The sequence below is a fragment of the Phycicoccus sp. genome, from assembly GCF_035325325.1.
Lineage (GTDB): Bacteria > Actinomycetota > Actinomycetes > Actinomycetales > Dermatophilaceae > Phycicoccus.
Map to the genome: position 1 here is coordinate 181894 of NZ_DAOLAC010000003.1, position 14447 is coordinate 196340.

The 14447-nt window shown below is 72.3% G+C and carries 10 protein-coding genes; 1 reads left to right on the forward strand and 9 read right to left on the reverse strand.

Annotated features, from left to right (window positions below; translation table 11 throughout):
* Positions 1-32: 32 nt before the first annotated feature.
* The 3 genes from betA to PKA89_RS03845 all read right to left on the reverse strand — a co-directional run bounded on the left by betA (position 33) and on the right by PKA89_RS03845 (position 4727).
* Positions 33-1712 (reverse strand): choline dehydrogenase, encoded by a 1680-nt coding sequence (betA, locus tag PKA89_RS03835; RefSeq protein WP_324416847.1) that lies wholly within the window; start codon positions 1710-1712, stop codon positions 33-35.
* A 53-nt stretch (positions 1713-1765) separates the two neighbouring features.
* Positions 1766-3235 (reverse strand): aldehyde dehydrogenase family protein, encoded by a 1470-nt coding sequence (locus tag PKA89_RS03840; protein ID WP_324416762.1) that lies wholly within the window; start codon positions 3233-3235, stop codon positions 1766-1768.
* Positions 3236-3338: 103 nt separating this feature from the next.
* Positions 3339-4727, reverse strand: a complete 1389-nt coding sequence (locus PKA89_RS03845; protein WP_324416764.1) for an L-serine ammonia-lyase — start codon at positions 4725-4727, stop codon at positions 3339-3341.
* Positions 4728-4809: 82 nt separating this feature from the next.
* Between PKA89_RS03845 and PKA89_RS03850 the strand changes: the two genes are divergently transcribed.
* The gene (locus PKA89_RS03850) at positions 4810-5661 is read left to right on the forward strand and encodes a PD-(D/E)XK nuclease family protein (RefSeq protein ID WP_324416766.1); all 852 of its coding nucleotides are present in this window, start codon (positions 4810-4812) and stop codon (positions 5659-5661) included.
* A 14-nt stretch (positions 5662-5675) separates the two neighbouring features.
* Here the strand turns inward: PKA89_RS03850 and PKA89_RS03855 are convergent, their stop codons facing one another.
* The 6 genes from PKA89_RS03855 to PKA89_RS03880 form a co-directional block, all read right to left on the reverse strand.
* A complete protein-coding gene (locus PKA89_RS03855; protein WP_324416768.1) occupies positions 5676-6632 on the reverse strand; it encodes an electron transfer flavoprotein subunit alpha/FixB family protein in 957 nt (318 codons plus the stop codon).
* On the reverse strand, positions 6629-7402 hold the full coding sequence (locus PKA89_RS03860; RefSeq protein ID WP_324416769.1) for an electron transfer flavoprotein subunit beta/FixA family protein: 774 nt from the start codon (positions 7400-7402) through the stop codon (positions 6629-6631). The genes PKA89_RS03855 and PKA89_RS03860 overlap by 4 nt, the downstream gene beginning before the upstream one ends.
* Positions 7399-9924: an FAD-dependent oxidoreductase gene (locus PKA89_RS03865; RefSeq protein ID WP_324416771.1), complete on the reverse strand. Its 2526-nt coding sequence runs from the start codon at positions 9922-9924 to the stop codon at positions 7399-7401. The genes PKA89_RS03860 and PKA89_RS03865 overlap by 4 nt, the downstream gene beginning before the upstream one ends.
* A 207-nt stretch (positions 9925-10131) precedes the next feature.
* Entirely contained in the window at positions 10132-11106 is a 975-nt protein-coding gene (locus PKA89_RS03870) for an ABC transporter substrate-binding protein (RefSeq protein ID WP_324416772.1), read from the reverse strand.
* A 56-nt stretch (positions 11107-11162) separates the two neighbouring features.
* Positions 11163-13283: an ABC transporter permease subunit gene (locus PKA89_RS03875; RefSeq protein WP_324416774.1), complete on the reverse strand. Its 2121-nt coding sequence runs from the start codon at positions 13281-13283 to the stop codon at positions 11163-11165.
* Complete coding sequence (locus tag PKA89_RS03880) at positions 13280-14383, reverse strand: glycine betaine/L-proline ABC transporter ATP-binding protein (protein ID WP_324416776.1); 1104 nt, start codon at positions 14381-14383, stop codon at positions 13280-13282. The genes PKA89_RS03875 and PKA89_RS03880 overlap by 4 nt, the downstream gene beginning before the upstream one ends.
* Positions 14384-14447 lie beyond the last annotated feature (64 nt).

The window sequence follows — 14447 nt, forward strand, 5'->3', positions numbered from 1 at the left end:
CCTGGGCGGGGTGGTCAGGACGGTCAGGACGGTCAGGACGTCGGCGGGTCGAGCGGGCTCCCGGCGCGGTGGTCGTACCAGGGTGCGTCCGAGGGCGGCAGCGGGGTGACCCCGGCGATGAGGTCGGCCGCCTTCTCGGCGAGCATGACGACCGGCGCGTAGATGTTGCCGTTCGTCACGTACGGCATGGCGCTGGCGTCGACGACCCGCAGGCCCTCGGTGCCGTGGACCCGCATCGAGGTCGGGTCGAGGACGGAGAGGTCGTCGGTGCCCATCCGCGCGGTACAGCTCGGGTGGAGCGCGGTCTCGGCGTCGGCGCGGACCCAGTCGAGGATCTCCTCGTCGGTCTCGACCTTCGCCCCAGGCGAGATCTCACCGCCGTCGTAGGGGGCGAGGGCCGGCTGGGAGAGGATCTCGCGCGAGACGCGGACCGCCTCGATCCACTCGCGCCGGTCCTGGTCGGTCGAGAGGTAGTTGAACTGCATGGCCGGCTTCATCCGCGGGTCGGCGCTGCGGATCCGCAGCCAGCCGCGGGCGTCGGAGTACATCGGCCCGATGTGCACCTGGTAGCCATGGCCCTCGACCGGGCTCGAGCCGTCGTAGCGGATGGCGATCGGCAGGAAGTGGAACATGAGGTTCGGGTAGTCGACGTCGTCGTTGCTGCGCACGAAGCCGCCGCCCTCGAAGTGGTTCGTGGCGCCGAGTCCCTTGCGCAGGAACAGCCACTCGGCGGCGAGCTTCGGGCGGTTGCGGTACGCGAGCCCCGGAGCGATGGACACCGGCTGCGTGCAGGCGTGCTGGATGTAGACCTCGAGGTGGTCCTGGAGGTGCTCGCCCACCCCGCGCAGGCCGGAGACGACGTCGATGCCGAGCGGCCGGAGCAGCTCGGGGTCGCCGACGCCCGAGAGCTGGAGCAGCTGCGGCGTGTTGATCGCGCCGCCGGAGAGGATGACCTCGCCGGCCCGCACCGTGTGCCGACGGCCGAAGGCGCTGTACTCCACGCCGACCGCGCGGTTGCCCTCGAAGAGGATGCGCGTGGTCAGCGCGAGGGTGCGCACGTGGAGGTTGGGCCGGTCCATCACCGGGTGGAGGTAGGCCCGCGCAGCGGACAGGCGGCGGCCGCGGTGGACGTTGCGGTCGAAGGGGGCGAAGCCCTCCTGCCGGTAGCCGTTGACGTCGCTCGTGCGTGGGTAGCCGGCCTGCTCGGTCGCCTCGAAGAACGCGGTGAACAGCGGGTTGGTCGCCGGGCCGCGCTCGAGGACGAGCGGGCCGGACCCGCCGCGCCAGGTGTCCGCGCCGGCGAGGCAGGTCTCCATCCGCTTGAAGTAGGGCAGGCAGTGCGCGTAGTCCCAGTCCTCCATCCCCGGGTCGGCGCCCCAGCGCTCGTAGTCCTTGGGGTTGCCGCGCTGGAAGATCATCCCGTTGATCGAGGAGGACCCGCCGAGGACCTTGCCGCGGGCGTGGTAGATCCGGCGACCGTTCATGTGCGGCTCCGGCTCGGACTCGTACTTCCAGTCGTAGAACCGGCTGCCGATGGGGAACGGCAACGCGGCCGGCATGTGGATGAACGGGTCGAGCTTGAGGTCGTTGCGCCCGGCCTCGAGGACGAGCACGCTCGTGCCCGGGTCGGCGGAGAGCCGGTTGGCGAGGACGCAGCCCGCGCTGCCGCCCCCGACGACGACGTAGTCGACGGTCTCGGGGACCTCGGCCATCGTCGTGCGGTCGCGCAGCCGCCGGGCGGAGTCGGTGACGCGGTCGGTGATGCTCACGAGAACCACCCCGTCGGGGCCGGCTCGGTGTTCTCCCACACGTGCTTGGTCTCCTGGTACTCCTCGAGGCCGAGCTCGCCGAGCTCGCGGCCGATGCCGGACTGCTTGTGCCCGCCCCACTCGGCGGGGGCGACGTAGGGGTGGTAGTCGTTGACCCAGACCGTGCCGAGGCGCAGCGCGCGGGCGACCCGGCGGGCGCGCTCGGGGTCGCCGGTCCAGACCGCGCCGGCCAGGCCGTAGCGGGTGGCGTTGGCGAGGCTGATCGCCTCGTCCTCGGTGCGGAAGGTCTCCACGGTGAGGACCGGTCCGAACGACTCCTCCTGGACGACGTGCATCTCCACGCTGCACCGGTCGAGGACGGTCGGCAGGTAGTAGTAGCCGGAGGCGAGGCGCTCGTCGTCGGGGCGGGCGCCACCGCAGCGCAGCCGGGCGCCCTCGGCGAGGCCGGTGGCCACGTAGTCCTCCACCTTTTTGAGGTGCTCGGCGCTCGTCAGCGACCCGGTCTGGGCGTCCTCGTCGAACGGCGGACCCATCCGGATGGCCCGGGCCCGCTCGACGATGGTGTCGACGACCTCCTCGGCGCAGGACTCCTCGACGAGCAGACGGGCGCCGGCCGAGCAGACCTGGCCGGAGTGCAGGAAGACGGCGGTCATCGCGTTGTCGATCGCCGCCTCGCGCGGGGCGTCGGCGAAGACGATGTTCGGGTTCTTGCCACCGAGCTCGAGGGCGACTCGCTTGACGGTGTCGGCGGCCTGCTTCATGAGGTGCTTGCCGACCGCGAGGCTGCCGGTGAACGACACGAGGTCGACCCGCTCGTCGGTGGACATCGGTCCGGCACAGCCGGGGCCGGTCCCGAGGACGAGGTTGGCCACGCCGCCCGGCACGGCCGCCTCCTCGATGGCTCGCACCATGAGGATGGTCGAGTGCGGCGTGATCTCGCTCGGCTTGAGGACGAAGGTGTTGCCGGCGAGCAGGCACGGAGCGACCTTCCAGCTGGCCTGCAGCAGAGGGTAGTTCCACGGCGTGATGAGCGAGCAGACGCCGATCGGCTCCTTGAGGACCCGGCTGCGCACGTGCGGCTGGCCGGGGTCGACGTCCCGCGGGCGCTCGACGTCCTCGCCCTTGCCGGCGTAGAAGCGGAAGACACTCACCACGTCGGCGACGTCGAGCTTCGCCTCCTCGAACCGCTTGCCGGTGTCGAGGGCCTCGGCGCGGGCGATCTCGTCGGTGTCGCGCTCGAGGAGGTCTGCGACGCGGCCGAGGGCGGCGGCCCGCTCGGTGGGTGGGACGTCGCGCCATCGGCCGTCGTCGGCGGCGCGGCGGGCGGCGTCGATGGCCCGCAGGGTGTCGGTCTCGTCGGCCTCGTCGACCTCGCCGACGACCGTGCCGTCGGCGGGGCAGACGATGGTCCGGCGTCCTCCGGCGGCGGCGCCGACCCAGGCGCCGTCGAGGTACAGGTCGGCCATGCTCGTCCTGACTGTCGGGGTGGGTGGGACGGGGTGGCCAGCCTCTCGGAGGCGCGGTCCGGACGTCAAGGCGCGCAGGTCAGGCAGGGGGAGGAGTCCGGCCTCAGCACTCGATGACGTTGACGGCGAGGCCGCCGCGCGCGGTCTCCTTGTACTTGACCTTCATGTCCCGGCCGGTGTCGCGCATGGTCTTGATCGCCTTGTCGAGGGAGACCACGCTCGAGCGGCCGTCGCCGCGCAGCGAGAGCCGGGCCGCGGTGATCGCCTTGACCGAGGCGACGGCGTTGCGTTCGATGCACGGGATCTGGACCAGCCCGCCGACCGGGTCGCAGGTGAGCCCGAGGTTGTGCTCGATGCCGATCTCGGCGGCGTTCTCGACCTGCCGCGGGGTGCCGCCGAGCACCTCGGCGAGCGCTCCGGCGGCCATCGAGCACGCCGAGCCGACCTCGCCCTGGCAGCCGACCTCGGCGCCTGAGATCGACGCGTTCTCCTTGTACAGCGTGCCGATGGCGGCCGCGGTGAGGAGGAAGCGGACGACGCCGTCGTCGTCGGCACCCGGGACGAAGCGCGTGTAGTAGTGCAGGACCGCCGGGATGATGCCGGCCGCGCCGTTCGTCGGGGCGGTGACGATCCGACCGCCCGAGGCGTTCTCCTCGTTGACCGCGAGGGCGTACAGGGTGACCCAGTCCATCGCGGCGAGCGGGTCGCCGGCGTGCTCGCGGCGCAGCTGGCGCACGAGCCGCGGGGCGCGCCGCTGCACCTTGAGCCCACCGGGCAGCACGCCGTCGGTGCGGCAGCCGTTGTCGACGCACTCCTGCATGACCTCCCAGAGGTGCAGCAGGCCGGAGCGGACCTCGGCCTCGGTGCGCCAGGAGAGCTCGTTGGCGAGCATGACACCGCTGACCGGCAGGCCGCTCTCGTCGCACTGCTCGAGCAGCTGGGCCCCGGTGGTGAACGGGTACCGCACGGGGGTGTGGTCGGGGACGATCTCGCCCTGCCCCACCTCGTCCTGGTCGAGGACGAACCCGCCTCCGACGGAGTAGTACTCGCGCGTGCGCAGCGGCTCCTCACCCTCGGCGGGGTCGGTCGACGCCCACGCCGTGAAGCGCATCCCGTTGGAATGGAAGGGCAGGGTCGCCTTCCGGTGCAGGACGACGTCGGTGTCGGGGTCGCAGGTGACGTCGTGGCTGCCGCCGAGGTGCAGCACGCCGGCGGCGCGGACCTCGTCGACGCGGCCCTCGGCCGCCCGCGGGTCGGTGGTCTCGGGCGTCTCGCCCTCGAGGCCGAGCAGCACCGCCTTGACCGACCCGTGGCCGTGGCCGGTGGCACCGAGCGACCCGAACAGCTCGGCGCGCACGCGGCCCACCCGCTCGAGCAGGCCGTCCTCGCGCAGACCGGTCGCGAACGTGTGGGCGGCCCGCATCGGACCCACGGTGTGCGAGCTCGACGGGCCGATGCCGACGGAGAAGAGGTCGAAGGATGAGATCGCCATGTCCGCCTCAGTCTGTCATCCGTCGGCGCGCCCTGGGGACGAGCACGGGGGCCGGTCGGTGGCACCGGCTACCGTCGGTGGCGTGACGACGACGGGGGAGCAGGCGCGGCCGCAGCAGGCGGCCTTCCCGGGCATGCCCGAGCCGTTGTGGGGCGGCAGCCCGAGCAAGCTGCTCACCTTCCTCGACTGCCCGCGTCGCTACCGGATGGCCTACCTCGACCGCCCGCGTCCCGCGGCCCGCCCGCAGCGGGCGCACACCTCGCTCGGCATCGCGGTGCACAACGCGCTGCGCGACTGGTGGGACCAGCCCGAGCGCACTCCGCAGGCCGGCGGCCGGCTCGTCGCGAGGGCGTGGATCGACGTCGGCTTCCGCGACGCGGCCCAGTCGGCGGCGTGGCGGGGCCGGATGCGGGAGGCGGTCACCGGCTACCTCGAGCGCTCCGGCCCGCAGGCCCGCCCGGTCGGCATCGAGCGCACCGTCTCGTTCGTCAGCGACGACCTGCGCGTCCAGGGCCGCGTCGACCGCCTCGACGACCGCGACGGCGAGCTCGTCGTCGTCGACTACAAGACCTCCCGCCAGGTGCCCACCGACGACGACGCCCGCACCTCGCTGCCCCTCGCGCTCTACGCCGCGGCGGTCTGGAAGATGTTCCGCCGGCCGGTCCGCCGGGTCGAGCTGCACCACGTGCCGAGCGGCACGGTCGCCGCGCACGAGCACACGGGCGAGTCGGTCGGGCGGCACGTCGAGCGGGCCCGCTCGATCATGCGCGACGCCCGCCGCGCCGACGCCGACTTCGCCCGGCACGGGGCCGACTCGTCGATGTTCCCCGCCGTCACCGGCCCGCTCTGTGGCTGGTGCGACCTGCGGGCACACTGCCCCGAGGGGCAGGCCGCCGCCCCCGAGAAGGCCGACTGGGCCGCGCTCGAGGACTGAGGGCGACCCGCCGGTCAGCCCAGCTCCTCGAGCACGGCCGGCAGCACCTCGTGCATGTCGCCGATGACGGCGTAGTCGGCCTTGGTGACCATCGGGGCGTCCGGGTCGGTGTTGACGGCGATGATCGTCCGGCTCGACGCGCACCCGGCCCAGTGCTGGATGGAGCCGGAGATGCCGCAGGCGAGGTAGAGGTCCGGGGCGATCCGGGAGCCGGTCTGACCGACCTGCTCGTGGTGCGGACGCCAGCCGAGCGAGGTGACCACCCGTGACACCCCGACAGCGCCGCCGAGCCGCGCGGCGAGCGCGTCGACGGCCTCGAATCCCTCCGGTCCGCCGGCCCCGCGCCCGGCCCCGACGACGACCTTGGCGGCGGTGAGCCCCGAGGTGTCGCCCTGCTCCCGCTTCTCGACCCGGACCACCTGCGCCCGTAGGTCCGCGGGGTCGATCGTGACGGCCAGCGGCGCGACCCGGGCCTCGCCGGGGGTGTCGGCGGGAGCGACCTCGACGGCGTGGCCGGCCATGGTCAGCAGGCGCACCCGGCTCGGCACGGTGGCCCGCTCTAGGGCCGCGCCGCCGACGACCTGGCGCTGGACGACGAGAGGGACCAGCGATTCGACGGCGACGACGTTGGCGGCCATCCGCAGGTTCCGCCGGGCGGCGACGTGGGCGAGCACCTCGTTGCCGCGGCCGGTGCCCGGGGCGAGGACGAGGTCGGCACGGGCGGCCCGGCCGGCGGCCTCGACGACCGCCGCCCAGGCGGCGGCCGCGTAGCGCTCGAGCGAGGGGTCGACGGCCTCGTGGACCACCGCCACCCCGGCCTCGCGGCAGTCGGCCACGAGCCCCTCGGGGGCGGGGCCGACGACGACCGCGTGCAGGTCGCCCGCGCCGAGGGTGCGGGCGAAGGTGAGGGTCTCGCGGGAGACGAGCGAGGCGCGCCCCTCCTCGACCTCGACGAGGACGACGACGCTCACGAGTGGACCACCTTGAGCTCACGCAGGACGGCGACGAGCGCGGGCGCGGCGGAGGCTCCTTCGCCGAGGACGGTGACCTGGCTCGGCGGCGCTTCGGGGACCGACAGGGCCTCGCGCCCGGTCCCGCCGGCGCTGCCGGACCACGTCATCCGCTCGACCTCGGCCTTCTTGGCGCGCATCCGACCCATGACGCTGGGGTACTTCGGGGCGATCCCGCCCTCGAGGACCGTGGCCACCGCCGGCAGCCCGACCTCGTAGACCTCGGTGCCCTCGGGCCCCTCACCACGCAGCGTCGCGACCGCACCGGCCACCTCGACGGTCTGCACGCCCGCCACGACCGGCCGACCGAGGAGGTAGGCCAACCGGACGCCCACCTGGAAGTCGCCGGTGTCGGCGGCGTCGTTGCCGAGGAGGACGAGGTCGTACGTCGTCCCCGCGGCCTCGCGGGCCCGCACCGCCTCCGCCACCGCGTCGGCGACGTCGGCCGGGCCGAGGGTGTCGGCGTCGGCCTCGACGAGCACCCCGTCGGTGGCGCCGACGGCGATGCCGGCCCGGACCTGCTCGAGGCTGTCGTCGGAGCCGACCGACAGCACGGTGACCGTGCCACCGGAGGCCTCGGCGACCTGGACGGCGAGGGCCACCGCACACTCCTCGTGGGCACTCGTCGTGTGGCCGGCGTACCGCCCGTCGACGCGCATCCCGTCGGGGGTGAGGACGACCTCGCCGGTGGGGTCGGGGACGCGCTTGACGCAGACGAGGACGTTCGTCACGCCCGCCCCCGGATCCGCAGGTTCTCCGGGTCGAAGAGAGGCGTCGCGTCGACGGCCGCGACGGTGACGGGGTAGAGCTCCTCCATGTACGAGACGGCGAGCTGGTTGCCGAGCGTCGCCTGGTCCGGTGGGAGGAAGGCCATGAGCACGTGCTTGCCGAGGCTCGGGGCGGAGCCCGCGGTCGTCACGTACGGGTGGTGCCCGTGGCCGTCGGTCAGCGACTCGCCGGCGCGGGTGAGGATCGGCTCGCCACCGAGCATGTAGCGCTTCACACCGGAGGCCGAGGTGTGGTCGTCGACGGTGAGGGAGCACAGGACCGTCTTCGGCGCCTCGCCGGCCTGGGCGAGGACGGCGTCCTTGCCGATGAAGTCCTGGTCCTTCCACTTCGCCCGGGACATGCCGGTCTCCATGAGGGTGCGCTCGGTGTCGAGCTCGTAGCCGTAGGCCCGGTAGCCCTTCTCGATGCGCCCCGTCGTGCCGTAGACGCCGATGCCGACCGGCACCATCCCGTGCGGGGTGCCGGCGTCGAGGAGCTTCCGCCACAGGGCTGCTCCCACCTCCATCGGGACGTACAGCTCCCAGCCGAACTCGCCGACGTACGAGATGCGCGAGGCGAGGACGGGCAGGGTGCCGAGCTCGATGTCGCGGCAGGTGCCGAAGGCGAAGGCACCGGGGGAGACGTCGGCGTCGGTGAGCGAGGAGAGGATCTCGAGGGCCTTCGGACCCCAGAGCCCGATCGTCGTCCAGCTCGAGGTGAGGTCGACGACGACGGCGCCGCCGTCCTCGGGCATCCGGTCGGAGAACCACTTCTTGTCGGCCATGCCGTGCGCACCGCCGGTGACCACCCGGAAGCGGTCGTGGGCGAGGCGCATCACCGTGAGGTCGGAGCGGAACCCTCCGGTCTCGTCGAGCACCGGGGTGTAGACGACCCGCCCGATGCGCACGTCGGCCTGGGCGACGATGATCCGCTGGACGGCCTCGAGGGCGCGCGGGCCGACGACGTCGAAGATCGCGAACGCGGTGAGGTCGACGAGGCCGGCCGCCTCGCGCATCTGGAGGTGTTCGGCGTTGATGATCGGCGACCACCAGCGGGCGTCCCACTCGTGCTCGCGCGGCATGGTCTGCTCGGGACCGAACGTCTCGAGGAGGCCGGCGTTGCTCTCGTACCAGTGCGGGCGCTCCCAGCCGGCGGTCTCGAAGAACACGGCGCCGAGCTCGCGCTGCGAGGCGTGCATCGGCGCCAGCCGCACGTCGCGGTTGCTCGTGTACTGCTCGCTCGGGTGCACGATGCCGTAGGTCTTGATGAACGACTCGGAGGTGCGGGCCTTCACGTGGGCGCGGGTCTTCTGGTGCGGGTGGAACCGGGCGATGTCGCTGTGCCCGAGGTCGATCTCCGGGTTGCCGTGGGTCATCCACTCGGCGACCGCGCGGGCGGTGCCCGGCCCCTCCTTGATCCACACGGCCGCCGCCGACCAGAGACCCTTGACCTCGGGGGTCTCGCCGAGGACCGGGTAGCCGTCCGGCGTCAGCGAGAGCAGGCCGTTGATGGCGTAGCGGATCTCGGCCCGCTCGTCGCCGAGCAGCTCGGGCATCAGCTCGAGGGCCTGCTCGAGCTGGGGGTCGAAGTCGTCCTCGGTGAACGGCAGCTCGGTGGGGGAGAGCTTGCTCTGCTCGATCGACGGGATGTCCTCGGGGTCCCAGAGGATGGCGCGGTGGGCGTAGGAGCCGACCTCCATGTCCGAGCCGTGCTGGCGCTCGTAGCAGAAGGTGTCCATGTCGCGGACGATGGGGAAGCTGATCTCGCCCGGCCGCTCGGCGAGCACCTCGCACGGGCCGACCGAGATCATCTGGTGCACGGCCGGGGTGAGCGGGATGCGGGCGCCGGCCATCCGGGCGATCCGCGGGCTCCACACACCGCAGGCGATGACGACGGTCTCGGCCTCGATCCGGCCCTGGTTGGTCTCGACCGCGCGGATCCGGCCGTCCACGACCTCCATCCCGGTGACCTCGACGTTCGGGACGGTCGTCAGCGCCCCCCGGGCCACGGCGCCGTCGCGGAAGATCGTCCCGGCGCGGAGGCTGTCGACGACGCCGACCGTCGGGAACCACGCGGCGCCGATGATGACGTCCTTGTCGAGGAAGGGCACCTTCTCGGCCACCTGCTCCGGCGTCACGAGCTCGGCCGGGATGCCCCAGGCCTTGGCGCTGCTCATCCGTCGGCGCAGCTCCTCCATCCGCTCCTCGGTGCGGGCCACCTCGTAGCCGCCGGACTCGGTGAAGACGCCGAGCTCCTTGTACTGGCGCATCGAGTCGAGGGTGATGTCCGCGAACTCGCGGGAGTGGTCCACCGGGAAGATGAAGTTGCTCGCGTGCCCGGTGGAGCCGCCCGGGTTGGGCAGGGGGCCCTTGTCGATCTGGACGATGTCGGTCCAGCCGAGCTCGGCGAGGTGGTGGACGAGCGAGTTCCCGACGATGCCCGCGCCGATGACGACGCAGCGGGCGGAGGCGGGGAGAGCAGCCATCGGAGGTTCCTTCCGGTCACACCGCGAGGTGCGTAATACGCAACGCGGCGCTCATCGTGCAACACGTGCGGCCCAGCATGACAGACCGGCTCGCGGCTGCCAACCGTTGGTCCGGACCGTGGCGGGCGGCCCCGACGGGCGCGTGCCGCGGCGCCCGGGGGTGGGCGCCGCGGCACGGCGTTCGGGGGGCGGCGAGCCGCGGCGGGGTCAGGACAGCCAGGCGGCGACCTTGTCCGGGTTCTCGTCGACCCACTTCTTCGCGGCGTCGTCCGGGGTCATGTTCTGGTTGGCGATCATCTCGGACACGGCGTTCTGGTCGTCGTTGGTCCACTGGAACTTCTGGATGAGCCCCACGGCCGGTGAGCCGGAGTCGGCGAACTTCTTCGACATCAGCTTGTTGAGGGCGTAGGGCGGGTAGTCGCAGGCGACCTTCTTCGGGTCGGCGTCGCAGCCCTCGGTGTACTTGGGCAGGTTCACCTTGACGAGCTTGACCTCGGAGAAGAACCACTGCGGGTCGTAGAAGTAGGCGAGCAGCGGGGTCTTGTTCTTCTCGGCCTGGCGGAAGCTCGTGATGAGCGCCGCCTCCGACCCGCCGGTCACCACCTTGTAGTTCAGCTTGAGGTTGGTGACGAGGGCCTCGTCGTTGGTCACGTACGACGGGTCGCCGTCGAGGAGCTGGCCCTTGCCGCCGGACTCGGAGGTCTTGAACAGGTCGGCGTACTTGTTGAGGTTCTGCCAGTCGGTGATGTCCGGGTACTTCTCGGCCATCCACGGCGGCACGTACCAGCCGATGATGCCCTGGTTGCCGGTGAGGCCGGCGTCGACGACGGTCTTCTGCTCGTCGATGTACTTCTTCGTGAGGTCGGCGTGGCCCCAGTTCTCGACGATGGTGTCGATCGACCCGGACGCCATGCCCTGCCAGCCCACCTCCTCCTTGACGTCGGGGTAGGTGACGGTGCAGCCGAGCTTGGTCTTGGCGACGTAGCCGATGACGTGGGCGTTGCTCACGTAGCCGGTCCAGGGGTTGACCGCGATCCGGAGGGCGCCGCACTTGGCGCCCCCGGCCGTGCCGCTCCCCGAGCTGCCGGACTGGTCGATGTTGCCGCCCCCGCAGGCCGCGAGCCCGAGGGCGAGTGCGGCCGCGCCGGCGACAAGGGGGAGCCGGAGGATTCCTCGTGGCATGGACAGTGCCTCTCTCTCGTCCGCGGCGGTCCGCGGGTCGTGGTGGGGTGCCCGGGTCATCGGCCGTACCGGGCCGCCGCGTAGCGGGCGATGCGGTCGAGCATGATCCCGAGGGCGGTGATGGCGATGCCGGCGGCCAGGCCCTTGCCGAAGAGCTGGCCCTGGACGAAGCCCTGGACGATGAGGTAGCCGAGGCTGCCGCCACCGACCATCCCGCCGATGACGACCATCGACAGGACGTAGAGCAGGCCCTGGTTGGTCGCCAGGACGAGCGCCTCGCGGGCCATCGGCAGCTGGACCTTCGAGATCATCTGCCAGCGGGTGATGCCCGTGGAGCGGGCCGCCTCGACGGTGGTCGGCGCGACGCCGCGCACGCCGTCGGCGACGAGCTTGGTCGCGATGGGGACCGCGTAGGCGACGGCGGCCATGATCGCGGTGAACCGGGTGGCCGCGAACAGGGCGAGGGCGGGCACGAGGTAGACGAAGGCGGGGATGGTCTGGAAGCCGTCGAGGAAGGGCCGGATGACGGTGTCGGTGCGCCGGCCGCGCCCCATCGCGACGCCGAGGACGACGGCGACGAGCATGACGATGATCGTCGCGACGAGGGTCATCGTCAGGGTGACCATCGCGTCGTACCAGAGGCCGGTGCCGAGGATCACCGCCTCGCAGGCGACGGTGACGGCGGCCGGGCGCCAGCCGCCGAGGAGGTAGGCGACGGCGAGCAGCACGAGCGCCATGACCCACCACGGCAGGTCCGACATCACCGACTGCAGCGGGTTGAGCATCACCGAGGTGACGAAGTTCTTGAACCCGTTGGTCACGCCGGTCAGGGCGTTGACGACGGCGTCGGTGAGGTCGTTGATGTGCGTGCTCAGCGGTCCCGCGGTGATCTCGTTGAGGACGGGGACGCCGGACAGGTCGGGGAACTGCGAGAGCTGGAGGTAGCGGGTCGAGTAGAACGCGCCGACGAGGGCGGGCAGGAGGAGGAGGCCGAGGACGAGGCGGCGCCCGCCCGGGGTGAGGCGCATGCGGGCGGCGCTGCCGCGGCCGGTGTCCTCGGTGGCCCACCGGGGCAGCTTCTCGAGGACGAGCGTCCGGCCGCCGAAGACGCCGGGGGAGCCGACCGCCGCGACCCGCTGCCCGCCGGGGGCCGAGCGCTCGCTCGCCGCCGTCGTCGTCCGGTCGAGCATGATCGCGATGAGGACGATGCCGAGGCCGGCGACCGAGGCCGCGCCGACGTTGAGGGTCTGCAGGGCGGCGATGACCGGCTTGCCGAGGCCGGGCCCGTTGACGAGGGCGGCGATGGTGGCCATCGAGAGCGCGGCCATCGTGCACTGGTTGATGCCGACGACGATGGTCCGCTTGGCCATCGGCAGCTGCACCTGGCGCAGCAGCTGGCCCTTGGTCACCCCGAGCGAGCGTCCGGCCTCGACCGTGTTCTCCGCGACGGAGTTCAGGCCGTGCTCGGTGATGCGGACGAGCGGCGGCAGGGCGTAGATGAGGGTGAGGACGATGGCGCAGGCCGGGCCGATGCCGAAGAAGAGGGCGATGGGGGTGAGGTAGGCGAAGGAGGGCATCGTCTGCATGACGTCGAGGGCCGGCGTGACGATCGCGGAGGTGCGCCGGCTGCGGGACATCGCGATGCCGAGGGGGAGCCCGATGACGATGCAGATGACGACGGCGACGAGCGTGACGATGAGGGTGTCGAGCCCGTCGGTCCACAGGCCGGCCACCCCGAGGAAGAGCAGGACGGCGGTGACGAGCACCGTGGAGCGCAGGCCGGCGAGCGTGTAGGTGAGCCACATGGCCAGCGCGAGCACGCCGAACCACCCGAACCAGTCGCCCGGGACGACGGTGCTCACGTGGGCCTGGACGGCCCCGACGAACGAGTCGAGCCCGCTGGCGATGGTGCCGAGGACCCCGTGGAAGAACCAGTTGTCCTGGCCGAGCAGCTGGACCTTGTCACGGATCCCGTTGAACCACTCGTGCAGGCCGGTGGTGTCCGCGTTGGCCAGGGCCAGGGTCTGCCTGCCGCGCAGGACGGCCCAGGCCACCAGCCACAGGACGAGGACCACGAGCAGCTTGCGGCCGGTGTGCCGCGACGGGGCCGGCGCGCTGCGCGGCTGCTCCTCCTTGGTGCTCGCCGCCGGGGGCGGCGGCGCGAGGGTCGTCGTCACGACGCGCTCGCCGGCGCGGGTTCGTCGTGGCTCTCGACGACGACGACGCGCAGGATGTCCTCGTCGTCGACGACCCCGACGACGGTCCCGCTCGCGTCGACCACGCGCACCGGCCCGTCGGCGGCGAGGACCGCGCGGGCGGCCTCGCGGACGACGGTCGTGTCCGGCAGCGGCGGGGCGCCGGCACCCTCGTCCGGTGAGCTCGGAGCGCGCATGACCCACTTGAGCGTGAGGACGTGGGACTTCGGCACCTCGGCGGTGAAGTCGCGCACGTAGGAGTCGGCGGGTGCCCCGATGATCTCGTCCGGTGCCCCGACCTGGACGATCGCGCCGTCGCGCATGATGAGGATCCGGTCGCCGAGCTTGAGCGCCTCGTCGAGGTCGTGGGTGATGAAGACCATCGTCTTGCCCACCTCGTGGTGCAGCCGGATGACCTCCTTCTGCATGTCGCGGCGGATCAGCGGGTCGAGGGCGCTGAACGGCTCGTCGAACATGAGGACCGCGGGGTCGCCGGCGAGCGCCCGGGCCAGGCCGACCCGCTGCTGCATCCCGCCGGAGAGCTGGTCCGGGTAGTTCATCTCGTACCCCGAGAGCCCGACGAGGTCGACCATCTCCTGGGCGCGCGAGCGCCGGCCGGCCTTGTCCTCGCCGCGCACCTCGAGGCCGAACGCGATGTTGTCGATGACCTTGCGGTGGGGGAGCAGGCCGAAGTGCTGGAAGACCATCGAGACCTTGCGGCGCCGGATGTCGCGCAGCTGGTCCTCGCCCATCCCGGTGAGGTCCTCGCCGTCGAGGAGCACGGTGCCGGCGGTCGGCTCGATGAGCCGGGTCAGCAACCGGACGAGCGTCGACTTCCCCGACCCGGAGAGGCCCATGACGACGAAGACCTCACCGGGTGCCACGTCGAAGGAGACGTCGCGCACCCCGATGACGTGGCCGCTCTTGGCCTGCAGCTCCTGGCGGCTCAGCTCGAGGTCGGGGGTCCCGACGAGCTTGTCGGCGTTCGGCCCGAAGACCTTCCAGAGGCCGTGGACGGACAGCGCGGCCCGGTCCGACTCCGCCCCGGGGGTCGTCCTGGTGTTCTCTGCGAGCTCCGTCACCGTAACCTCCGCACCGTTGCGCGATGTGCAACACCGTGTGTCCTGCGCAACAGAATGGCCCCGG

Excerpts from the sequence above, each read along its gene's own strand:
- PKA89_RS03865 (WP_324416771.1), bottom strand. The coding sequence starts at position 9,924 with ATGGCTGCTCTCCCCGCCTCCGCCCGCTGCGTCGTCATCGGCGCGGGC.
- PKA89_RS03840 (WP_324416762.1), bottom strand. The coding sequence starts at position 3,235 with ATGGCCGACCTGTACCTCGACGGCGCCTGGGTCGGCGCCGCCGCCGGA.
- PKA89_RS03870 (WP_324416772.1), bottom strand. The coding sequence starts at position 11,106 with ATGCCACGAGGAATCCTCCGGCTCCCCCTTGTCGCCGGCGCGGCCGCA.
- betA (WP_324416847.1), bottom strand. The coding sequence starts at position 1,712 with ATGGCCGAGGTCCCCGAGACCGTCGACTACGTCGTCGTCGGGGGCGGC.
- PKA89_RS03845 (WP_324416764.1), bottom strand. The coding sequence starts at position 4,727 with ATGGCGATCTCATCCTTCGACCTCTTCTCCGTCGGCATCGGCCCGTCG.